Source organism: Pseudoxanthomonas dokdonensis (assembly GCF_001431405.1).
Lineage (GTDB): Bacteria > Pseudomonadota > Gammaproteobacteria > Xanthomonadales > Xanthomonadaceae > Pseudoxanthomonas_A > Pseudoxanthomonas_A dokdonensis.
Genome location: NZ_LDJL01000001.1, coordinates 143,158 through 165,697, shown reverse-complemented (window position 1 = coordinate 165,697; position 22,540 = coordinate 143,158). Strand labels below are relative to the sequence as shown.

Annotated in this window: 18 protein-coding genes; 16 read left to right on the top strand and 2 right to left on the bottom strand. The window is 65.0% G+C overall.

The window, feature by feature from the left end; translation table 11 throughout:
• Positions 1-43: 43 nt before the first annotated feature.
• From ABB29_RS00630 to ABB29_RS00560, 15 genes are all read left to right on the top strand, one after another.
• On the top strand, positions 44-1,408 hold the full coding sequence (locus tag ABB29_RS00630) for a Plug domain-containing protein (protein ID WP_157062423.1): 1,365 nt from the start codon (positions 44-46) through the stop codon (positions 1,406-1,408).
• Between the two features lie 99 nt (positions 1,409-1,507).
• Positions 1,508-2,140: a ParA family protein gene (locus ABB29_RS00625; protein ID WP_057656669.1), complete on the top strand. Its 633-nt coding sequence runs from the start codon at positions 1,508-1,510 to the stop codon at positions 2,138-2,140.
• Between the two features lie 21 nt (positions 2,141-2,161).
• A complete protein-coding gene (locus ABB29_RS00620) occupies positions 2,162-2,638 on the top strand; it encodes a SixA phosphatase family protein (protein WP_057656668.1) in 477 nt (158 codons plus the stop codon).
• Positions 2,639-2,642: 4 nt separating this feature from the next.
• Positions 2,643-3,233 carry a YceI family protein gene (locus tag ABB29_RS00615; RefSeq protein WP_057656667.1) on the top strand — a complete coding sequence of 197 codons (591 nt, stop codon included), beginning with the start codon at positions 2,643-2,645 and terminating at the stop codon, positions 3,231-3,233.
• Positions 3,233-5,254 carry a phospholipase D family protein gene (locus ABB29_RS00610; RefSeq protein ID WP_057656666.1) on the top strand — a complete coding sequence of 674 codons (2,022 nt, stop codon included), beginning with the start codon at positions 3,233-3,235 and terminating at the stop codon, positions 5,252-5,254. The genes ABB29_RS00615 and ABB29_RS00610 overlap by 1 nt, the downstream gene beginning before the upstream one ends.
• Positions 5,255-5,320: 66 nt before the next feature.
• On the top strand, positions 5,321-5,749 hold the full coding sequence (locus tag ABB29_RS00605; RefSeq protein WP_057656665.1) for a hotdog fold thioesterase: 429 nt from the start codon (positions 5,321-5,323) through the stop codon (positions 5,747-5,749).
• Between the two features lie 82 nt (positions 5,750-5,831).
• Positions 5,832-6,629: a lysophospholipid acyltransferase family protein gene (locus ABB29_RS00600; RefSeq protein WP_157062422.1), complete on the top strand. Its 798-nt coding sequence runs from the start codon at positions 5,832-5,834 to the stop codon at positions 6,627-6,629.
• Between the two features lie 127 nt (positions 6,630-6,756).
• Positions 6,757-7,758 carry a YheT family hydrolase gene (locus ABB29_RS00595; RefSeq protein WP_057656663.1) on the top strand — a complete coding sequence of 334 codons (1,002 nt, stop codon included), beginning with the start codon at positions 6,757-6,759 and terminating at the stop codon, positions 7,756-7,758.
• A 51-nt stretch (positions 7,759-7,809) separates the two neighbouring features.
• Positions 7,810-9,885: a tetratricopeptide repeat protein gene (locus ABB29_RS00590; RefSeq protein ID WP_057656662.1), complete on the top strand. Its 2,076-nt coding sequence runs from the start codon at positions 7,810-7,812 to the stop codon at positions 9,883-9,885.
• 304 nt (positions 9,886-10,189) lie between these two features.
• Positions 10,190-10,804, top strand: a complete 615-nt coding sequence (locus tag ABB29_RS00585; RefSeq protein WP_057656796.1) for a YbhB/YbcL family Raf kinase inhibitor-like protein — start codon at positions 10,190-10,192, stop codon at positions 10,802-10,804.
• A 323-nt stretch (positions 10,805-11,127) separates the two neighbouring features.
• Positions 11,128-12,834, top strand: coding sequence for a potassium-transporting ATPase subunit KdpA (gene kdpA / locus ABB29_RS00580; protein WP_057656661.1), 1,707 nt, complete (start codon positions 11,128-11,130; stop codon positions 12,832-12,834).
• Between the two features lie 8 nt (positions 12,835-12,842).
• The gene (gene kdpB, locus ABB29_RS00575; RefSeq protein WP_057656660.1) at positions 12,843-14,897 is read left to right on the top strand and encodes a potassium-transporting ATPase subunit KdpB; all 2,055 of its coding nucleotides are present in this window, start codon (positions 12,843-12,845) and stop codon (positions 14,895-14,897) included.
• 9 nt (positions 14,898-14,906) lie between these two features.
• Positions 14,907-15,539 carry a potassium-transporting ATPase subunit KdpC gene (gene kdpC / locus ABB29_RS00570; protein ID WP_057656659.1) on the top strand — a complete coding sequence of 211 codons (633 nt, stop codon included), beginning with the start codon at positions 14,907-14,909 and terminating at the stop codon, positions 15,537-15,539.
• Positions 15,540-15,543: 4 nt separating this feature from the next.
• Positions 15,544-18,201, top strand: a complete 2,658-nt coding sequence (locus ABB29_RS00565; RefSeq protein ID WP_057656658.1) for a sensor histidine kinase — start codon at positions 15,544-15,546, stop codon at positions 18,199-18,201.
• On the top strand, positions 18,191-18,907 hold the full coding sequence (locus tag ABB29_RS00560) for a response regulator transcription factor (RefSeq protein WP_057656657.1): 717 nt from the start codon (positions 18,191-18,193) through the stop codon (positions 18,905-18,907). The genes ABB29_RS00565 and ABB29_RS00560 overlap by 11 nt, the downstream gene beginning before the upstream one ends.
• Here ABB29_RS00560 and ABB29_RS00555 read toward each other — a convergent pair.
• Positions 18,885-19,796 carry an META and DUF4377 domain-containing protein gene (locus tag ABB29_RS00555; protein WP_083487315.1) on the bottom strand — a complete coding sequence of 304 codons (912 nt, stop codon included), beginning with the start codon at positions 19,794-19,796 and terminating at the stop codon, positions 18,885-18,887. The two genes, ABB29_RS00560 and ABB29_RS00555, sit on opposite strands and share 23 nt — an antisense overlap.
• 73 nt (positions 19,797-19,869) lie before the next feature.
• The gene (locus ABB29_RS00550) at positions 19,870-20,712 is read right to left on the bottom strand and encodes an undecaprenyl-diphosphate phosphatase (RefSeq protein ID WP_057656656.1); all 843 of its coding nucleotides are present in this window, start codon (positions 20,710-20,712) and stop codon (positions 19,870-19,872) included.
• Positions 20,713-20,920: 208 nt separating this feature from the next.
• Here ABB29_RS00550 and glnA point away from each other — a divergent pair, with 208 nt between their 5' ends.
• On the top strand, positions 20,921-22,330 hold the full coding sequence (glnA, locus tag ABB29_RS00545) for a type I glutamate--ammonia ligase (RefSeq protein WP_057656655.1): 1,410 nt from the start codon (positions 20,921-20,923) through the stop codon (positions 22,328-22,330).
• Positions 22,331-22,540: the final 210 nt, after the last annotated feature.

Here is a 22,540-nt window from a genome sequence, read left to right as displayed (position 1 = left end):
CGGCGCTACTGTGGCCGGATCTATTCCCAACCCACTGTCGATGATGAATATCTTTCCCAAGCCGCGGTTGATGGCCTGGCTGGCCGCAGGCTGGCTGGCATTGGCATCGTTTGGTGCAAGCGCCGGGCCGGTGCCACTGGATCTGCTGAGCCAGCAGCAACTGGACGAACTGCCGGAAAGCGTCCGCAACATGACCCTGCGGCAGATTGCCGATCTGGTTGCATCGTCGCCGGCCGATGGCGGCAATTCAATCCCGGCGCTGCGGGGGCTGGACGTGTCGCGGGTGAATGGACTGCCGGCATCGATGATGGATCTGACGCTGGCGCAACTGGCCGATTTGCAACGGATCATCGATGACCCGGCTGTCGAAGAGCGCTTGTCCGCCTGGATGGAGGCTTATCTGCAGGAATTAAAAGCGCTGGGACCGCGTATTGCCGAGCGCGGTGGTGCGAGGAACCTGCTGCTGGCCCAGCTGTGGTGTGACATGTTCGAGGACCAGGGTGGCAGCGATGGCCGGCCGGTCACCAGGCAGCACTGTGAGACCAATGGCTGGCTGGACAAGGCTGAAGCGATGCGCCCGTGGGATCCCTGGGTGGCCTGGTATGCCGCTGGCAGTTGTGATGCCGCTGATGCCGAATGCCCATCCAATCCGCAAGCGATGCTGGAACTGGAGCGCCAGCAGCCTGACAACGCCGCGGTCGCGTTACTGGCGATGGCCCATGCGGACGACAGGGCGCGCCGCAAGTGGCTGCATCAGGCAGCCAGGGCCGACCGCTACCATAACTTCAACCAGGACATCGTCGCCGCGCTTTATGGATTGAGCCGCGAGCTGACGTTGCCGGACATGGATGCGGACATGGCGACGTATCTGCAGTACAGCATGCTGGGAACGGATGTCGCCGAGGTGCCGCGGGCCTTGAACATCAGCATGATGATGATGGCGACCGTCGAGTTGCAGGCTGCCGAGCACGACATCCTGTGGCAGCCGGTCAAGCAGGCCTGTGAGCCGCTGGCTGACGCGTCAGGGCAGAATCGGCTACGGCGTGACTGCATCCAGGTGGCATCATTGCTGGCCGACAGCGGGCAATCGTTCATCGTGAAGAAGGAAGCGGCACAGCTGCGGGTTGGTCTGGAAACCGACCGCCAACGGCGCCAGCAGTGGCAGCAGCAACTGCGCCAGTTCCTGTGGTACGAAGCGCAGATGCAGGCGAACCCGACCGCTGCTGGCAAGTCGCGCTTCTGCGACATGGTGCTGAGCCGTGGCCTTGGCGCGGCCACCGATGACTGGCGGGCATCCAACGCAATAGCTGACACGGCGCCAGCGGACTGGCAGCCGGCCGATAAGACCGAGCAGGCCATGCTGGGCGATGACTGGCCGTATCCGGGCGCCAGCCAGAGCGCACCTTGACGGCTGCGACCGGACTCGTCGACACATTTCCGCCAGCGCATTCACCCTGCCACGCCTGTCGGTGTACCCTGCGGGTTCCCCGGGCAACGAGGTGAGCGCATGAAGACGATTCTGGTCGCCAGCTCCAAGGGCGGTGCAGGCAAGACGACGCTGGCAACCAATCTGGCGGCGAATTTCGCCCTGGATGGCAAGCGCACGGTATTGGTGGACGCCGACCCGCAGGGGTCATCGATGCGCTGGGCCGAGCGCCGTGCCGACATGGACAGCGCGGTCCTGCCGATTGCGGTCAGTCGCGCGCGTGGCTGGCACAAGCAGCTGCCGCCTGACGTGGAGCGGGTGGTCATCGACGTCGCCGCCGGGACCATGGGCGACAGCCTGGGACCATTTCTGGAAGAAGCCGATGCCGTGGTGGTGCCGGTGCTGCCGTCAGGCCTGGACATCGATGCGACGTCCGGCTTCCTCAGCAGCCTGGCCAGCGTGCCGCGGGTACACAGCCGCGAACTTCCGGTCGGTCTGGTGGTCAATCGCAGCAAGCCTTGGACCAATGCGTCGCAACAGGCGGTCGAGATGCTGAACAGCTGGCCGTATCCGGTAGTGGCGCAGCTGCGCGACACCCAGGCTTACGTATTGATGGCCGGGCTGGGTCGCAGCCTGTTTGATTACAGATCCCAGCAGGTCCGCGATCATCAGGCCGACTGGGAACCCTTGTTCAAGTGGCTCAAGAAGGCGTAACGCCGAAGGAAACACACCGAGATGCGAGAACTCATCCTGCTGCGCCATGCCCATGCCGAGCCGCCGATCACCGGCCAGTCGGACATGGATCGGCCATTGTCGGCGCAAGGGCTGGCCGAGGCCGAGGCAGCGGGCCGCTGGTTGAAGGAACATGGCTGGGTGCCCGACTGCGTGCTGTGCTCGCCGGCGCGGCGTACCCGTGAAACCCTGGAAGCGGTGCTGGCCGCCATCGGCTACGTCGAACAGCGCCTGGAACCGGCGATCTACGAAGCCACGCCTGGCACCCTGGCCGGGCTGGTGGACGGCCAGCGCGACGCCGAGCGGCTGATGATGGTGGGCCACAACCCCGGTTTCGAACGGCTGGTGGCGCTGATGCACAGCGGCCAGACCAGCGACTACCGCGGCATGCCCACCGCTGGCGTGGCGGTGCTGAGCCTGCCCGCCGACGCCATCATCGAACCCGGAGTGGCCACCCTAAGCGCCTTCTGGTGGCCCTGAACACATGGGCAAATCGCCTGTCCTGACAGCGGGTCTACTGGCCCTGCTGGGCATCTTTGACGCCTGTGCCGGGCCGTTGCCGGAGGCCCCGCACAAGATGGAGTTCGACAACAACCATACCCAGCTGGGCTTCGAGCTGAGCACGCGCTGGGGGCAACAGCTGCTGGGCCGTTTCAACCGCTACGAGGGCACCGTGCAGGTGCTGCCTGATGGTCGCCAGCAGGTCAGCCTGCGGATGTACACCGACAGCGTCGAGATCATCGGCTATCCGCGCTACAGCGAATGGGCGCGCGGCGGCAAGTTCTTCGAAGCCGATCGCTACCCGGTGGTGGTGTTTGTCTCCGAACCGCATTCACCCGAGCTGGCCCGGACCGGCGGCGAGCTGAAAGGCACCCTGACCATCCGTGGCATCGCCCGGCCGCGCAGCCTGGAGCTGTTGCCGGCCGAGTGCGATCGCCCGGGCCTGGATTGCGACGTGGTCGCCAGCGGCGCGGTACGCCGCAGCGATTACGACATGGACGACTGGAAACTGGCGATCAATGATCGCGTGGTGTTCATCCTGCGAACCCGCCTGCAGGCAGAGACCGGCAAGTAATGGGCCACGCTTATTTCCACTTCGCGCGCGTCGCGACGCTGTGCCTGTTGTCGTTGCTGGCCGGCGGTTGCGCCAGCCTGACCCATGCCCAGCATGATCGCGCCGCCAGCATCGCGGTGCAGGCGCGCTCGCAGATCATCGACTGCCGGCAGGCCAATGCCTGCGCGCTCGATTCGCCGTTGTATGCGCTGGGCCAGAGCGCCCTGGCCCAGTCCACGCCGCAGTCGCCGCGCCACTACGCGATCATCCTGGAAAGCGGCCACGACTCGCTGCTGGCACGGCTGAACCTGATCCGCAGCGCGCGTCGTGAAATCGATCTGCAGACCTATATCTTCGACAAGGACGACAGCGCCCGGCTGGTGCTGGATGAACTGCTGGCCGCGGCCCGACGTGGCGTGCGGGTACGGGTGTTGATTGACCAGCTGTCGGCGATTGCCGATCTCGACATCATCGCCGCCTTGTCCGGCGCGCACGAGAACTTCTCGATGCGCATCTACAACCCGACCTTCGGCAAGGTCAAGCTGAACTATTTCGACTATGCCGGCAGCGTGCTGTGCTGTTTCCGCCGCTTCAACCAGCGCATGCATACCAAGCTGCTGGTGGTCGATGGCGAACTTGGCATCACCGGCGGCCGCAATTATCAGGACGACTATTACGACTGGGATGGTGAATACAACTTCCGTGATCGCGACGTGCTGATCGCCGGGCCCGAGGCCGCCGGGATGGTGGGCAACTTCGAGGCCTTCTGGCAGGCACCGCGCAGCGTGCCCGCCGAGCGTCTGGATGACGTGGGTCGCTACCTGCTCAGGAACGGTGTGCCGAGCTTGCCGGACCCTGCATTCAGGCGCCCGCAGCGGGTACGGGAAACCTCACGCCAGGCCAGCGACAGCGGCGTCATCGAAGCGCGCTTGTTGCCGCATGCCTACGCGGTGCGCGATGTCGAGTACGTTGCCGATTTGCCGCAGAAGCATGAAAAAGAAGGCGAAATGGAGATGCTTGGCGCCTCCACGCTGGAAGCGCTGGTCAGCGATGCGCAGCAGGAAGTGTTGTTGCAGACGCCGTACCTGGTGATGTCGGATCGTGCCCAAGAGATGTTCCGCGGCCTGCGCGAGCGTGCGCAACCACCGACGGTGCTGGTATCAACCAACAGCCTGGCCGCCACCGACAATCCGGTGGTGTATTCGATGTCGTTCAAGTACAAGCGCCGCTATCTGCGCGAATTCGGCTTCCATATCTACGAGTACAAGCCGTTCCCGGCCGATGCGCCGATTGACTACGCCGCGCTGGTGGCCGCCGAGGATTTGCCGGCCGTCGATGACACAGACGATGACGACAGTCAGCTGGCGCGCAGCGAACTGGCCTCGCCACCGGTGCCTGGCAGCCGCGGCGGCAATGGCAATGGCCAAAGTGAAAGCTACCACGCGTCTGCCATCAGCGGTGACGGCAGCGACGATGCGCGTTCGGTGGTGCCCAAGCAGCGTGCCGAAACCCGGCCTTCGTTCCTCAGCAGTGGCGCGCAGACACGGATGCTGCCACTCAAGCGCGCCGGCATCCGCATGGGCCTGCATGCCAAGTCGATGGTCATCGATGGTCGCATCGGCGTTATCGGTACCCACAACTTTGATCCACGTTCGGAGACCTACAACACCGAAAGCGCGGTGATCATCCGTGACCCGGCCTTCGCCCATGCGCTGGAAGCCAGCATCCGCCGCGACATGTCGCCAGCCAACGCCTGGGTGATCGCCCCGCGCGAAAAGCCGCCGGTATTCTCCGGACTGGACTACAGCATGGCCAAGGTCTCCGAGGCGCTGCCGATATTCGATGTCTGGCCGTGGCGCTACGCCACCAGTTATGAGTTCCAGCCCGGCCCCGACTGCCCGGCGCCGCTGTCGGCCAAGGATCCGGACTTCCATCGCTGCTACCAGGCCGTCGGTGATTTCCCCGAGGTCAATGTCGGCCCGAAGTGGCTGTACACCCGTATCCTGACCGCCTTCGGCGCCGGTCTGGTCCCCATCCTGTAACGCCGCGTCGCCGCGATGCCATGCGGGTCGTACACTGGCACTCTTTTTTGCACAAGGAACATCGCCATGGCTTTCCTGGCTCCCGTCGATCTGGACGCCGCCAACCAGTTGTCACGCAACAGTCTGGTCGGCCATCTCGGCATCGTCCTGACCGAGGCCGGCGATGACTGGCTGCGCGGGACAATGCCGGTCGATGCGCGCACCCATCAACCATTCGGCATCCTCCATGGCGGTGCTTCGGTGGCGTTGGCCGAAACCCTCGGCAGCATGGCCGGCAACCTGTGCGTGGACAACCGCAGCCAGATGGTGGTCGGGCTGGAGATCAATGCAAACCATTTGCGTGCCAAACGCGACGGCGTGGTCACCGGCACCGCGCGCGCGTTGCACGTTGGCCGCAGCACCCAGGTCTGGGAAATCCGCATCGAGGACGAAGCCGGCAAGCTGGTCTGCGTATCGCGGTTGACGCTGGCGGTGGTACCGGTGCCCAAGCCATGACGCCGACGGTCGTGGTGGCCGGCAAACGCCGATTACAGGCAAACGCTTTCCGCTGGTGGCGGCCATCGGTTATCTTGCGCGCATGAGTCACGCCCCCATGCCTGCCCCACCAGGCAGTCCGGTCGCACGCGCCTGCCGCTATCTGTACCGCGTCCCCTTGCTGCTGGTCCACGTCCTGGTGCTGTTGCCACTGTTGCTTGTCAGCATGCTGCCGCCGTGGGCGGGCATCATGCTGCATGGTCAGCGGCTGGAACATCGCACCGTCAACGCCTGGTCCAGCGGGCTGATGCGGATCTTCGGTTTCCGCGTGCGCCGCCAGGGTCGGCCATTGCCCGGCCCGACCCTGTTTGTCGCCAACCATGTCAGCTGGATCGACATCACCGCCCTGCACAGCCAGCGGATGATGAGCTTCGTCGCCAAGCAGGAGATCCGTGGCTGGCCGCTGGTCGGCTGGCTGGCGGCGCGCGGGCAGACCATTTTCCACAAGCGTGGCAGCCAGGAATCGCTGGGCGGGGTGCTGCATGAAATGCTGCGCCGGCTGCGCAGCGGCCATTCGGTCGGGGTGTTTCCCGAAGGACGCACCCGTGACGGCTACGAGATCGGCCCGTTCCATGCGCGCATCTTCCAGGCCGCAGTCGAGGCGCAGGTACCGGTGCAGCCGGTGGCGCTGCGCTACGGCAGCCATGGCAGCGCGCAACCGGTGGTGGCCTTCGGAGCCAACGAGAGCTTTTTCGCCAATTTCCTGCGCCTGCTCGGCGAGCCCGGCCGCAGCGCGGATATCTGCTTCCTGGAACCGATCAGCAACCAGGATGTCGAAGGCCGCCGCCGCATCGCCGACCTGTCGCGTGAACGCATCATCACCGCGATGAAGACAAGCTAGTGTCCGGTCTGGTGCGCCCGGCGCGGGGCTGCAAGCTGGAGCAGGCATCCAGTACCCGCGGATTCTGGAGCATGCACTCGACACGTTGCTGGCAAGCTGAGTCCCTGTCATCCGCCATGCCCCCGCCATGCTGACCGCCGCCGACTATCAACCGCCGCGCTGGCTGCGCAATCCGCACGTGCAGTCGGTACTGGGTTCCAGCCCGCTCCGCCGCCGGCGCGGCCTGCGCGCGCTGGCCAGCACCCAGGCGGTTACCCGCGAACACATCCTCGATGGCGGCAACGGGGTGCGCCTGCAGGGCTGGCACAGCGTGGTGCCCGGGGTGCAGCCGCATGCGCTGGCGGTATTGCTGCACGGCTGGGAAGGCAGCGCCGAATCCAGCTACATGCGGATGAGTGCGGCGCAACTGCTGTCGCGCGGCTTCGCGGTGTTCCGGCTCAATTTCCGCGACCACGGCGATACCCATCATCTCAACGAAGAACTGTTCCATTCCAACCTGCTCGACGAAGTAGTCAACGCGGTCGCCGATGTCTCCTCGCGTTTCCCCGCACTGCCGATGGGCCTGGCCGGCTACTCGCTGGGCGGCAACTTCGCCCTGCGGGTGGGCCTGCGTGCGCCGCAGGCGCGACTGCCACTGCGCCACGTCGCCGCGATCTGCCCGGTGCTCAACCCGGCGCTGACCATGGACAACCTGGAAAGCGGTCTGGCCCTGTACGACTGGTACTTCACCCGCAAATGGCGCAGCTCGTTGCTGCGCAAGCGCGAACTGTTCCCCGAGCGGCACAATTTCGACGAAGCCACGCTGTCACTGGACATGCGCGCGCTGACGGACTGGATGGTCAAGCGCCACACCACGTTCCAGTCGCTGGAAGAGTATTTCAACGGCTATTCGATTGCCGGCGACCGGCTCAGCCAGCTGGCGATACCGGCCGACATCCTGATGGCCGAGGATGACCCGGTGATTCCCTTCGATACCTTCCGCGACTGGCAGCTGCCGGCCCATGCACGGCTGGATATCGCCGCCTGGGGTGGCCACTGCGGTTTCATCGAAAACGTCGCCTGTGACGGTTTTGCCGAACGCTGGCTGGGCGAACGGATGGCGCTGGCCGTGCCTGCGGGCGAGGACTGATCAGGCTGACCGGACCGGTACAATGGCGGTTTACCGCTGATTGGCCGTCCCATGTACCAACCCATTATCGAAGCCCTGCGCCGCCAGGACGGTGAGCAGGCGCTGGCCGCTGCCACCGCGCTGGTCGCCCAGCACCCGCACGATGCCCATGCCCATCGCTGGCTGTCCGCCGCCCAGCAGATGACAGGTGATCGCGACGCCGCGCTGGCCAGCATCGAGCAGGCGATTTCCCTGGCGCCGGAAGACGCCGACCTGTACGTGGCCCGCGCCGGCCTGCTGATTGGCGCCCGCCAGCACGCCTCGGCGCAGGCTTCGCTTGCGCAGGCCAGCCAGCTCGACCCCAACCAGTTCCAGGCCTACCTGCTGCAGGCGCAACTGGCGTTGGGCCAGGGCCGGGTCGAAGATGCCCAGCGCCAGATCACGCTGGCCGGCAAGGTCCATCCCGAGCACCCGCAGTTGGCCAGCGTGCAGGCGATGGTGCTGTTGCGCCAGGGTCGCAAGGACGAGGCGCTGAAGGTCATCACCCAGGCCATCCAGCGCCTGCCCGAGGATCTGCAGCTGCGGCACACGCTGGGCTTCGTTTACATGGAAAGCGGCCATCTGGCGTTCGCCGAGCAGGCCTTCCGCGGCATCGTCGAGCAGCACCCGACCAACCATTCGCTGCGCGGCCTGATCGCCGAGCTGGTCCGCCGCCAGGGCCGCCCGCAGGAAGCCGCGCAGATACTGGCGCCGCTGCTGCAGGATGAGGCCACCGCCACCCCGGGCATCCGCAGTTTCGCCGGCCAGCTGCATCTGGCTGCCGGCGATGTCGAACAGGCGCTGCCGCTGTTGACCTCGGTACTGGCGGTCGCCCCTGGCCACCGGCCGACGCTGACCGCGCTGGTATTTGCCTGGCAGCGCAGCGGCCAGCAGGAAACCGGGCGCAACACGCTGGAAGCCGCACTGGCCACCCATCCGCATGACCCGAGCCTGTGGCTGGCGCGGTTGGCGCTGGAAGAGGTCGGCAGCGAACAGGCGCTGGCGGTCGCCAGCCGCTGGGTACAGGCCGATCCGCAGTCTTTGCCGGCGCTGGAAGCGCAGATGGCCGCCCACGGTTACAAGGGCGACGTCGCAGCAGCCGAAACCGTAGCCCGCGAGCTGATTGCACGCGAACCGGCACACAAGGCCGCGCATATCCGCATCTTCAACAACCTGCTGGCGCGCGACCCCGGCGAAGCCGCGGCTTACGTGCAGGTGTTGCTGCAACAGGCACCGGATGAGCAGTCGCGGCCGATGCTGCTGGACTGGCTGGCGACCGCGCAATACCGCGCGGGCGAACATGTGCAGGCGGTCGAACAATGGAGCGAACGGGCACGGATCATGGCTCCTCGCAGCCTGCCGATGCATCCGCTCAGCCGCACCCCGGCGCAATGGCCGGCGCTGGCCGAGGTCGATGCCGGCAATGGCAGCCATCCGATTCTGCTGTGGGGCGCACCGGGTTCGGGGGTCGAGCGTATCGCCACCTTGCTGGCGCATACCGGTGGCGCCTTCCGTAGTGATCGCTTCAGCGACAAGACGCCGCAGGATGGCTTCCAGACCTATGACAGCATCGCCCAACTGGCCGCAGGCAACGCCGATCCGGCGGCGCTGATCGAAAGCTGGCGCGCCGAACTGCTACGCCGGGGGATCAAGGACGGCAACGTCATCGACTGGCTGGTGTGGTGGGACCAGGCCTTGTTGCAGGCACTGCGTCCGCATGTGCCCGAGGGCCTGCTACTGGTCGTGCTGCGGGATCCGCGCGACATGCTGCTGGAATGGCTGGCATTCGGCGCACCCTCGTACATGGCGATGCCGTCGCCGCTGCAATCGGCGCAGTGGCTGGCGGCGGTGCTCGGCCAGATCGCCGATCTGGACGAAGCCAATCTGTATCCGCATGTGTTGTTGCGACTGGACGGCATCGAGAACAATCCGCAGGCCATCGCCGCCTCGATCGGTGGCGCCCTCGGCGGCTTGACCCTGCCGGCCCCGGCGTCGGTGGGACCGGCGTATTTCCCGGCCGGACACTGGCGCGAATATACGACCGCATTGGCCGAACCGTTCGCGGTGCTGGCGCCGGTGGCGGCGCGTCTGGGTTATCCGCTGGAATAGCGTCGTAGCGCTGGATTGTGTCCACAGGATCGCCAAACGATTGCAGGAAGATTCGCAACGATGCCGTCATCCCGGCGAACGCCGGGATCCCGCCTTTGCTGGTTAACGGTTGTCCGTACTGGTAGCCGCCGCAATGACGAAAGATGGTCGACAGGTCCGCAGCTCGCGGGTGCATGCGCCCAGATCACCGATGTTGCGGCGACGCGGCTCTTGTTTCAGGCGATTCGGAACAGCACAGCGCTGCGCGCTACGGAATGGCTGGCGACCGGTAGAATCGGGCTACGTCTTTTCCTTGGAGCAGGTCATGCGCATCCGCAGCAACAGTTTTGAAAACGGTCAGCCGATTGCCGCCGAATTCGCCGCCGGCCAGGCCGATGGTTTCGCGCCCAACCGCAATCCGCACCTGGCCTGGGACGATGTCCCACCGGGGACGCAATCCTTCGCCCTGTTGTGTATCGACCCCGACGCGCCGACCGTGCCGGAAACCGTCGGTCGCGATGACATGCAGATTCCCGCAGACCAGCCACGTACCGATTTCGTCCACTGGACGATGATCGACATCCCCGCCGACCTGCGCGAGATCGCTGCCGGCAGCTGCAGCGACGGTTTCGTCCAGAAGGGCAAGACGCAGCCGGCCGGCCCGGCCGGCGCACGCCAGGGCAGCAATGACTACACCGGCTGGTTTGCCGGCAATCCGGAGATGGCCGGTCAATACCTGGGCTACGACGGCCCGTATCCGCCGTTCAACGACAGTCGTGCGCACCGCTACTTCTTCCGCCTGTTCGCCCTCGACGTGGCCAAGCTCGACCTGGCAGACGGCTTCACTGCCGCGCAGGTGTTCCGGGCCATGCACCAGCACGTCCTGGCCGAAGCCATCGTCCATGGCAGCTACAGCCTGAATCCGGCGCTGAAGCAATAAGCTGACGCCAGCCAACCCGGCCTGTCGCCGCGCACAGGCAACACTTTCGCCACTCACCGCAGTGTTGCCAGCTGCGACAGGTGGCGGCCGGGTTTACGATCAATTTACGCAGCGGAGCAGGTAGCGGAATAGAGAATTTACGCAGCGGCTGGCGAAAATTCCGCGGTGGCCAGACCGGCCTCGTCGCCTTCCGATCTGCATGTATTCTCTGTCGTCGTCCGTTATCCCGCGTTCGCGTGTTGCCGTTGCCGGCTTCCGCGCAGGCAGGCATGGCGCTGTTGCCAGCGTGACCACTCCGGTCGCGCCAGGCGGAGGCCAAACCAATGCCTGAGTTTTTCATTGTCTTCGCCCTGGCGATTGCGCTGGGCTGGCCATTGGGCCGATATCTGGCAGCGGTGATGCGCGGCACAGCGATGCGTGGCGATCGCCTGTTCACGCCAATCGAACGCACGCTGTATCGCGTGCTGGGCATCAACCCGCAACAAGACATGGGTTGGCAGGCTTACGCCGCCGCGTTCCTGTGCAGCAATCTGCTGCTGGCATTGCTGGTATTTGCCATTTTCATGAGCCAGGCGTGGCTGCCGCTGAATCCCAACCAGGCGCCGAACATGCGCTGGGATCTGGCCCTGCATACGATGGTGTCGTTTCTTACCAACACCAACCAGCAGCATTATTCCGGCCAGGCGCAGCTGTCATTCTTTGCTCATATGACCGGCGTGGTCGGTCTCCAGGTCATCACTCCGATGATGGGTCTGGCGGTGGTGGTGGCGACCTTGCGCGGTCTGTTTGGCGGTCGCGGCAGCGCGCCCGAGCACGTCGATGGCGTCCGCGCGCAGGTGGATCTGGGCAATTTCTGGGTCGATGTCATTCGCCCGACGCTGCGCTTCATGCTGCCGTTGTGCCTGTTGTGGTCACTGCTGCTGACCAGCCAGGGCGTGCCGGCGACGCTGCAGGGCGGGCCGGTGGTGACCCCGGTCGATGCCAGCGCCAACATGGTCGAACAGAAGATCCCGCTGGGACCGGTGGCGCCGATGGTGGCGGCCAAGCAACTGGGCACCAATGGCGGTGGCTGGTACGGACCCAACAGCAGCGTGCCGCTGGAAAACCCGACACCGGTGTCCAATGTGCTGCAGATGCTGGCCATCGTGCTGATTCCTGTATCGGTGATCTTCATGCTGGCGCCGCTGACCGGGCGCAGGAAGTTCGGCGGCCTGGTGTTCGCGGTGATGCTGGGGATGTCGTTGCTGTCGGCCGGACTGGCGATGTGGTCGGAGGCGCACTCCGCCAGCAGCACCAGCCTGGCCTTGATGGAAGGCAAGGAAGTGCGCCTGGGCGCCGATACCTCGGCGTTGTGGGCAGCGTTGACCACCCAGACCTCGAACGGCTCGGTCAACGCCATGCATGATTCGCTGGCACCGCTGACCGGATTGGTGACAATCGGCAACATGCTGATCAATGCGATCTGGGGTGGGGTCGGCTGCGGCCTGCAGCAATTCCTGGTGTATCTGCTGTTGAGCGTGTTCCTGGCCGGGCTGATGACCGGGCGTACCCCGGAATTGTTTGGCCGCAAGATCGAGGCTGCCGAGGTCAGGCTGCTGGCGGTGCTGGTGCTGCTGCAACCACTGTTGCTGCTGGGACTGACTGCGCTGACGCTGGCGGTACCGGGCCTGTCCGGGATCAGCAATCCCGGCTATCACGGCATCAGCCAGGTGCTGTACGAGTTCACTTCGGCGTTCGCCAACAATGGTTCCGGGTTTGAAGGCCTGGCCGATGCCAGTTACTGGTGGAACCTGAGCTGCAGCCTGGTGCTGGCGCTGGGTCGCTATCCGGCATTGCTGATTCCGCTGGTCATCGCGGCGCTGCTGGCCGGCAAGCGGGCGACTCCGGACAGCGGCGCGGCGCTGCAGATCGAAACCCCCACCTTTGCACTGACCCTGGTCGCGGTGGTGCTGATCCTGACCCTGTTGCAATTCATGCCGGTGCTGGTCCTGGGGCCGGTGGCAGAACATCTGTCGATGCTGGCGCCATGAGAACTTCGATGACTACCCACACCCACACCCTGTCCAACCGGGCCGGCGCCCATCCGGCACTGCTGGATGCCAGCGGCCTGCGTTCGGCAATTGTTTCCTCCTTCGTCAAACTCTCGCCACGCCAGGCGTTGGCCAATCCGGTGATGGCGGTGGTCTGGCTGGGTACCTGGCTGACCGCCGTCCTCACCGTCACCGGCAAGACCAGTCCGGCCCTTGGCTGGAGCGTGACCGGGCTGCTGTTGCTGACGGTGCTGTTCGCCAACTTCGCCGAAGCCGTCGCCGAAGCGCGCGGGCGTGGCCAGGCAGCATCACTGCGGCGGGCGCGCAAGGATCTAATGGCACGGCGGCTGGCCGAGGTCGACGCGCTCGATCACGCCGTCACCGTGGCCGCGACCGAACTGCGCCCCGGCGATCTGGTGGTGGTGTCGGCCGGCGAGGTCATTCCGGCCGATGGTGAAATCCTCCACGGCCTGGCCACCATCAACGAGGCCGCGGTCACTGGCGAATCGGCGCCGGTGCTGCGTGAAGCTGGAACCGACCGTTCCGGGGTGATTGGTGGCACCCAGGTGCTGTCCGATCAGATCGTGGTGCGGATCACCGCGCAACCCGGGCACAGCTTCCTGGACCGGATGATTGCGCTGGTCGAAGGCGCCAATCGACAGAAGACCCCGAACGAAGTCGCGCTCGGCCTGTTGCTGGTGACCATGACCCTGACCTTCCTGATCGTGGTACTGACGCTGCCGGTGATAGCCGCGCATGTCGGCGTCAGCATCAATCCACTGCTGCTGGTCGCATTGCTGGTATGCCTGATTCCGACCACCATTGGCGGCTTGTTGCCGGCCATCGGTATTGCCGGCATGAACCGGGCGCTGGCCGCCAATGTGCTGGCCAAGTCGGGCAAGGCGGTGGAAGTGGCTGGCGACGTCGACGTGCTGTTGCTGGACAAGACCGGCACCATCACCCACGGCGATCGCCAGGCCACCGACATGTACCCGTTGGCGGGCGTCGATCCGGCGCGCCTGCGTGAAGCCGCGCTGCTGTCGTCACTGGCCGACCCGACGCCGGAAGGCAAATCGATCACCAAGCTGGCGCGGCAGCAGGGCGCGTCGGCCGATGATCCGGTGGATGCGTGCTTCATCGCCTTCAGCGCGCAGACCCGTATGTCCGGGGTCGACCTGCAGGGTCGCCGCATACGCAAGGGCGCGGCCGACGCGATCATGGCCCATGTGGCCTCGCTGGGCGGGCAGCCGGGCGCGGAGTTGCTCAGCCGGGTCGAACAGATCGCGCGCAAAGGAGCGACCCCGCTGGTGGTGGCCGAAGGCCAGCACGTGCTCGGCGTCATTGCCCTGTCGGACGTGGTCAAGCACGGCATCAGGGAGAAGTTCGCTCGCCTGCGTGCGATGGGCATACGCACGGTGATGATCACCGGCGACAACCCGTTGACCGCCGCGGCGATCGCCGCCGAGGCCGGTGTCGATGACTACATCGCCGAGGCCAGGCCGGAAGACAAACTGGCGCGTATCCGCAGCGAACAGGCCGCCGGACGTCTGGTGGCGATGGTCGGTGACGGCACCAATGACGCACCGGCACTGGCCCAGGCCGATGTCGGCCTGGCGATGAACTCCGGCACCCAGGCGGCCAAGGAAGCCGGCAACATGGTCGACCTGGATTCGGACCCGGCCAAACTGCTGGCGGTGGTCGAGGTCGGCAAACAGCAGTTGATCACCCGTGGCGCGTTGACTACTTTTTCGCTGGCCAATGATGTGTCGAAGTATTTCGCCATCCTGCCGGCATTGTTCGCCACCGCGATCCCGTCGATGGCGGCATTGAACGTGATGCAGCTGTCCAGCCCCACCCACGCGGTGCTGGCGGCGCTGATCTTCAACGCCATCATTATCCCGCTGCTGATTCCGCTGGCACTGCGCGGGGTCCGCTTCCGTCCGGCCACGGCCACCGCGCTGCTGCGCCGGAACATGCTGGTCTACGGTCTCGGCGGCGTGCTGTTGCCGTTTGCCGCCATCAAACTGATCGACATGCTGCTGGCCGCTGTGCTCGGCAGCTGAGGAACCGATATGTCTGTTGAAACATCACTCGCCAATCCCGCCGTAACCACGGCCCGCATCGATGGCGGCCTGCTGCGGGCCTCGCTTGGGCTGGCCTTGATCGGTCTGCTGCTGTTCGGACTGGGCTACTCGCTGCTGGCGATGGGCCTGGGACGGCTGCTGTTCCCGCACGTCGCCGATGGCAGCCTGATCCGGCAGGACGGTCGCGTCGTCGGTTCGGCGCTGGTGGCCCAGCCCTTTGCCGCCGATCGCTACTTCCAGCCACGGCCCTCGGCAGCCGCTTACGACCCGATGGCGTTGTCAGCCAGCAACCAGGCACGCAGCAATCCGGCGCTGATCGAGCGCATCGAGGCTGCGCGCTCGGCGGCCGCCGAGCGCGAAGGGATTGCCGCTGATCAGGTGCCGGGTGATCTGTTTACACAATCGGGCAGTGGCATCGATCCTGACATCACGCCGGCGGCGGCGCGGATCCAGATTGCACGGGTTGCCGCTGCCCGCGGGCTGTCCAGGGAAGCGGTTGCCGCACTGCTGGAACGGCACATCGAGCCGGCGCAATGGGGGCTGTTCGGTGCACCGCGGGTCAACGTGCTGGAACTGAACCTGGCTCTGGATGCATTGGACAGGCACGCCGCCGCACAATAGCACCATGAACACGCGCCGTGATGCCAAAGCCGATGCCCTGGTCGATACGCTTAGACGCCAGAGCGCCGGCAGGCTGACCGTGTTCCTGGGCGCTGCGCCCGGGGTCGGCAAGACCTACGCAATGCTGTCGCGGGCGCGGGAATTGCACCGGCAGGATGTCGATATCGTCGTCGGCGTGGTCGAGACCCATGGACGCAGCGAAACGGCGGCGCTGTTGGAGGGCCTGCAGCGGATTGCGCCGCGGCAGGTCAATTACCGCGGCAGGACATTTGACGAACTGGACATCGATGCGGTCCTGGCCCGCCGCCCCGGCATCGCCCTGATCGACGAGCTCGCCCATCGCAACGTCCCCGGCAGCCGTCATGAACGCCGCTGGCAGGATGTGCTGGAACTGCTGGATGCGGGCATCGACGTTTACACGACGGTCAATATCCAGCATCTGGAAAGCCTCAACGACATTGTTCACCGGATCACCGGCGTGCGGGTCAGTGAAACCGTGCCTGACGCGGTGTTTGACCGGCTGCGAGACATCCGTCTGGTCGATTTGCCAGCGCGCGAGCTGATCGAACGTCTGCAACAGGGCAAGGTATACATGCCCGAGCAGGCGGAACATGCACTGCAGGCATTCTTCTCGCCCTCCAACCTGGCGGCGCTGCGTGAACTTGCGATGCAGACCGCCGCCGATCGCATCGATGAAGACCTGCGCGAGTCGCAGACCGCACGCGGACAAGCCGGCATGGCCCTGCGCCGTCGCGTATTGATCGCCATCGATGGCATGGGCAACTCCGAATACCTGGTGCGTGCCGGTCGCCGTATCGCCGAGCGTCGCGATGCACCGTGGAGCGTGGTGAGCGTGCAGTCTGGCAAACCGGCAGCATCCAGTCGGCAGCTTGAGCTGGATCATGCGTTCGCACTGGCGCGCAGCCTTGGCGCCGATACCGAGGTAGTGCACGGAGGCCGGATTGCCGATGCGCTGCTGGACCATGCCGAACGCATCGGTGCTTCGACCCTGGTGCTTGGCCGCACCCGTGAGCGGCCGTTCGCCAGGATGATCAATCGCACCCTGACCCAGCAACTGCTGCAACACGGTGCGCATTACGAGCTGGTCATCATCAGCGCGCCACGTGCGCGCGCGCAGTCGCGCAAAGGCCGGGAACAATCGCTGCCAGGCTTGCGGGGCCAGGATATGGGCTGGGTCGCGGCGGCCACCCTGTCGGCGATTGCACTGGCCTGGGCTGCGCAACAGTGGATCCAGCTCGATGATCTGTCGATGGTTTTCATCGTGGCGGTGGTGTTGGTGGCCGCGCGCACGCGGACAGCGGCAGCGGTGCTGGCGGCAATATTGTGTTTTCTTGCCTACAACTTTTTCTTCATCGAACCCCGTTTCACCCTGTTCATCGGTGCGCGACAAGGGCTGACCACGGTGCTGTTGTTCCTGCTTGCCGCATTGCTGGCCGGTCGGCTGGCGTCGCGGTTGCGGATGCAGGTGCTGGCCCTGCGTGCTGCCAATGCACACGTCACGGTCATGCAGGGACTGGCACGACAGCTCAGCGCCGCGGCTGATCTTGGCCAGGTGCTGCAAAGTGGACGCACGGCCCTGGAGCGACATTTTGATGCCAGCGTCTGGCTGTGCGTGGATGAAACCGAAACAGCCTCCAACGGCGTGCAATTGCAGGACATCGATCGCGCTGCGGTCGAATGGGTACGTGGGCACGGGCAGCCGGCCGGGCGCTTTACCGACACCCTTGCCGGCTCGAGCTGGTGGTTGCTGCCGATGCGCAATGAACAGATCGCCCTGGGAGTGGTCGGTCTGCGATTTGCCGAGGGCAGGCGGCTACCGTTCGAGCAGCGGCGACTGGCCGAAGCGATGGTCGAAGACATCGGCCAGGCAGCACTGCGTACCCGACTGGTGGCGGATCTTGAAGCCGCGCGCATCGGCAACGAGACTGAACGCCTGCGTTCGGCGCTGCTGTCATCGGTATCGCATGATCTGCGTTCACCGCTTTCGGCGATGGTCGGATCCGCTGGCAGCCTGATCGGTTATGCCGAGGTCATGAGTTCCGAAGAACGCCGGCAGCTGCTGGATACGATTGTGCTGGAGGGCGAGCGGCTGGATCGTTACATCCAGAACCTGCTCGACATGACCCGGCTCGGACACGCCGGCTTGAGCTTGAACCGCGACTGGATCGGGGTGGATGAACTGATTGGGTCGGCGGCCGGGCGCTTGCGCCGTTACCAACCGGATCTGAAATTGCAGATCACCCTCGCCCCGCGCCTGCCGCCGATCTGGGTGCATCCGGCATTGGTCGAGCAGGCGCTGTTCAACGTGCTGGAAAACGCGGCCCGGTTTTCACCGCTGGATGCCAGCGTCGATGTCTCCGCGCAGCTGATCGAGGGCCAATTGCGGATTGAGGTGCGTGATCGCGGTCCGGGCATTCCCGAGGATGAGCGCAGTCGCATCTTCGACATGTTCTACAGCGTCGAGCGCGGCGACAGCGGACGCCAGGGCACCGGCCTGGGCTTGACCATCTCGCAAGGCATGATCGGCGCGCATGGTGGTCAGGTAGCCGCCTTGCCGCCCGCCGATGGGCGCGGCACACTGATTCGCATCACCCTGCCGCTGCTGCAACCGCCTGCGATGCCGTCTCCGGATGCCAACTGACCCGCCCCTGACCGTTTCCAGCCTCGCCCGCATCCTGGTGGTCGAAGACGAGCCACAGATCCGCCGCTTCCTCGACATCAGTCTGCGCGCCCAGGGCTATCAGGTGCTGCTGGCGGCCAGTGGCCAACAGGGATTGGAAATGCTGGCCGGGCACGGCGCCGATCTGATTGTGCTCGACATCGGGCTACCGGATATCGACGGCCATCACGTGCTTGCCGAACTGCGCCAGTGGTCGCAGGTGCCGGTGATCATGTTGACCGTGCGCTCGGACGAGGCCGGCAAGGTCGCGGCGCTGGATGCCGGTGCCAATGACTATGTCACCAAACCGTTTGGCACCCAGGAGCTGATGGCCAGGATTCGCGCCTTGTTGCGCCAGCACGCGGGCGTGGCGGAAGAGCCGCCGGTGTTCGATGACGGCCATCTTCATATCGATCTGGGCCGGCGCGAAGTGCGCTTGGATGGTGAGCTGTTGAGTCTTGGTCGCAAGGAATACGCGTTGCTGGCGCTGTTGTTCAAACACGCCGGACGGGTGGTCACCCATCCGCAGATCCTGCGCGAGCTATGGGGTGCCAGCCATGCCGATGACACCCACTACGTGCGCATCCTGGTCGGCAAGCTCCGCCACAAGCTCGGCGACGATGCGGTCGCGCCGCGTTATCTGGCGACCGAACCAGGGATCGGACTCAGGTTCCTGATGGCGGGTTGATGTCATCGCCCGGCGCTGGTGATGGCGGGGCCGCCTCAGGCTCCACCACTTCCGACTGCACCACCATGTCCAGGATGTCGACCTGCGAGTTGGCATCGGCCGGGACGTTGCGGCGGTTGTAGCGCTTGACCCGCACCACTTCGCGCACGCCGTCCGCATGCTCGTAGCCCTGGATGCCGTCATAGGAGTGGTGCCACTGCTCGTCGACGACGGTCATCCTGCCGGCATCGTCGAAGCGGACTTCGCGCACCTGCAGGCAGTGCTTATCCTTCATCAGCGGGTGCGGACACGGTTTGCTGTGTGCATCGACCTGCAGGAATACCGTGCTGCCGGGACCGCCGTATTCGGTCTCCGGAGTCGGGTGGCCGCTGAAGGTCAGCACGTCGCCACCAGCGGTGGTCAACACCAGTTTCGGAATACCCGCATCCAGCTGGTAGCCAAGCCTGCCCTGCAGGCGATCACCGACTTCGCGATCCAGTGCCATTACCTGCGGGTCGATACAGGCGCGCTGGGTCGCCGCCAGCGCTGCGACCTCCAGTTCGCTGGCGGTGATGCGGTAACCGCCGCTCATCGCGTTGCAGGTATTGCTGACCTGCAGGCGGCCGTCGGCGAAGGCCAACTGCACCGGTTTGTCGCGGTTGACCAGCAAAGGCTTGATCTGGTCCCCTGCGGCATTGACGGCATTGCCCAGCCGCCAGAAGTACTTGCCCAGCGTCTGCACGGTCCTGGCCGGCGCCGGCTGTTCGGCCGCGGCCGGGGCTGCAGCCGGGTCGCTGGCGCTCGCCGCTGCCTGCGGGTTGGAGGGTGGAGGCGCATCCGGCGAACACGATGTCAGCGCGAGCGCGAGCGCGAGCGCGAGCGGAAGGATCAGCAGACGTAGCTTGGCCATGTGACTCTCCTGTGCTGGCAATGGTCGGAAAAGCGCCCGCGTCCGCATCCGCTGCTCGCGACCGTGGTCTGGCCTATACGAATATCAGCAATGCGGCGCCCAGGACAACACGATAAACCGCAAACACGGTAAAGCGGTGGCTCTGGATGTAGGTCAGCAGCCATTTGACCGCGATGAAGGCGGTGATGGCGCTGGCGATGAACGCGACCAGGAACGCACTCCAGTCCTCGTTGGCCGCTTCGCCGGACTGGATGACGTCGATCAGTTCGTAGCCGGTGGCTGCGAACATGGTCGGGATGCCGACCAGGAATGCGAATTCGGTGGCCGCGCTGCGCTGGGTGGTACCGGCCAGCAAGGCAACGAAAATCGTCGCCGCCGAACGCGAGGTGCCAGGAAACACGCCGGCCACGACCTGGGCGATGCCGACCAGGATGGCGACGGTCCAGGTAATCGTGTTGCGCTCACCCAGCGCCAGTGCGCGACGGCTGGCGAAATACTCGGCCACCACCATCCAGATGCCACCCAGGATCAAGGCCCAGGCAATCGGCTGGACCCGGTCCGGCAGCTCCCAGCCCAGCCGCTTGACCAGCAGTCCGCAGACCGCGGTGACCGCGAACGCCAGCATCAGCTTGTAGGCGTAGGTGCGTGATTGGGCCGGGGTCGAGGCGATGCCCAGCGGGTCGTACTTGGCCGGGGCGTCGTGGCCGGCGAACGCCGACAACAGTCCCCACAGCCGGCGCCGGTAAATCAGCACCACCGCCAGGATCGCGCCGGCCTGGATGCCGATGTTGAACAGGTCGCTGCGATGGCCCAGCCAGCGTTCGGCAATCAGCAGATGGCCAGTGCTGGAAATCGGCAGGAACTCGGTAATGCCTTCGATGATGCCAAGCAGCAAGGCGGCGAGCAGGTCGTTCATGGGTGCGATGGCTGGAAAACGGCCGTCAAGAATAGTGGATCTGCCGCATCCCCGTAATGGTGCGCTGCACTGCACAAATCCCCAAACAAGTGCTTTCAGTGCAAGTCAGGGCCACTGGTGCTCAATAAAATCAATGGTTTGCGCGCGGGCAAAAGTTGGCACGGCACTTGCTCGTACCCAAGCACGTTTCCATCACCCGAGGTTTGAGATGTCTGTGGACAATGTTGAAAAGCTGATCAAGGACAACAAGGTCGAATTCGTCGACCTGCGCTTTGCCGACGTGCGTGGCGTGCAGCATCACGTCACCTTCCCGGCCAGCATCGTCGATGCCTCGCTGTTCGAAGACGGCCGCATGTTTGACGGCAGCTCGATTTCCGGCTGGAAGGGCATCAACGAGTCGGACATGGTGTTGCTGCCCGACGCCAGCACCGCCTACCTGGACCCGTTCACCGCCGATCCGACCCTGGTCCTGACCTGCGACATCATGGACCCGGCCTCGATGCAGCCCTACTCGCGCTGCCCGCGCGGCGTGGCCAAGCGCGCCGAAGCCTACCTCAAGTCCAGCGGCATCGCCGAACAGGCATTTTTCGGCCCGGAACCGGAATTCTTCATCTTCGATTCGGTCCGCTATTCCAATGAAATGGGCAACACCTTCTACAAGATCGAATCCGAAGAAGCGGCCTGGAACAGTGGCACCAAGTACGAAGGCGGCAACACCGGCTATCGTCCTGGCGTAAAGGGCGGTTACTTCCCGGTAGCGCCGTCGGACACCCTGCACGACATCCGTTCGGAGATGTGCAAGGTGCTGCAGGAAGTGGGCATTGAAGTCGAAGTGCACCACCACGAAGTGGCGACCGCCGGCCAGTGCGAAATCGGCACCAAGTTCAACTCGCTGGTGAAGAAGGCCGACGAACTGCTGACGATGAAGTACATCGTCAAGAACGTCGCCTTCCGCAATGGCAAGACCGCGACCTTCATGCCCAAGCCGATCGTCGGCGACAACGGCAGCGGCATGCACGTGCACCAGTCGCTGGCCAAAGACGGCACCAACCTGTTCAGCGGTGACGGCTACGGCGGCCTCAGCCAGATGGCGCTGTGGTACATCGGCGGCATCTTCAAGCATGCGCGCGCGATCAATGCATTCGCCAACTCCGGCACCAACAGTTACAAGCGCCTGGTCCCCGGCTTCGAAGCACCGGTGATGCTGGCCTACTCGGCCAGCAACCGTTCGGCCAGCTGCCGGATTCCGTGGGTGTCCAACCCGAAGGCCCGTCGCATCGAGATGCGTTTCCCGGATCCGATCCAGACCGGCTACCTGACCTTCACCGCGCTGATGATGGCCGGCCTGGACGGCATCAAGAACCAGATCGACCCGGGCGCGCCCAGCGACAAGGATCTGTACGACCTGCCGCCGGAAGAGGAAAAGAACATTCCGCAGGTCTGCTCCAGCCTGGATCAGGCGCTGGAAGCGCTGGACAAGGATCGCGACTTCCTCAAGGCCGGTGGCGTGTTCTCCGACGACTTCATCGATGGTTACATCGCGCTGAAGATGCAGGAAGTCACCAAGTTCCGCGCCGCCACCCATCCGCTGGAATACCAGCTGTACTACGCCGTCTGAGTTTGGGGATGCGGTGATGGCGGCGGTTCACCCCTCCCACCCGTCGCCATCACCGCAAGCCTTCGGCTGGGGAGCCGGAGGCGACCCATGTTCCACCCGCCGTGGCATTCCGCGGCGAGCCGCAGCAAGCGGCGGCAGATCGATGCCGCCGTATCGGGGAAACCAGAACCGGAGAGCCATGAACCGTTGCTCCCTCCCACGTCACCTGCC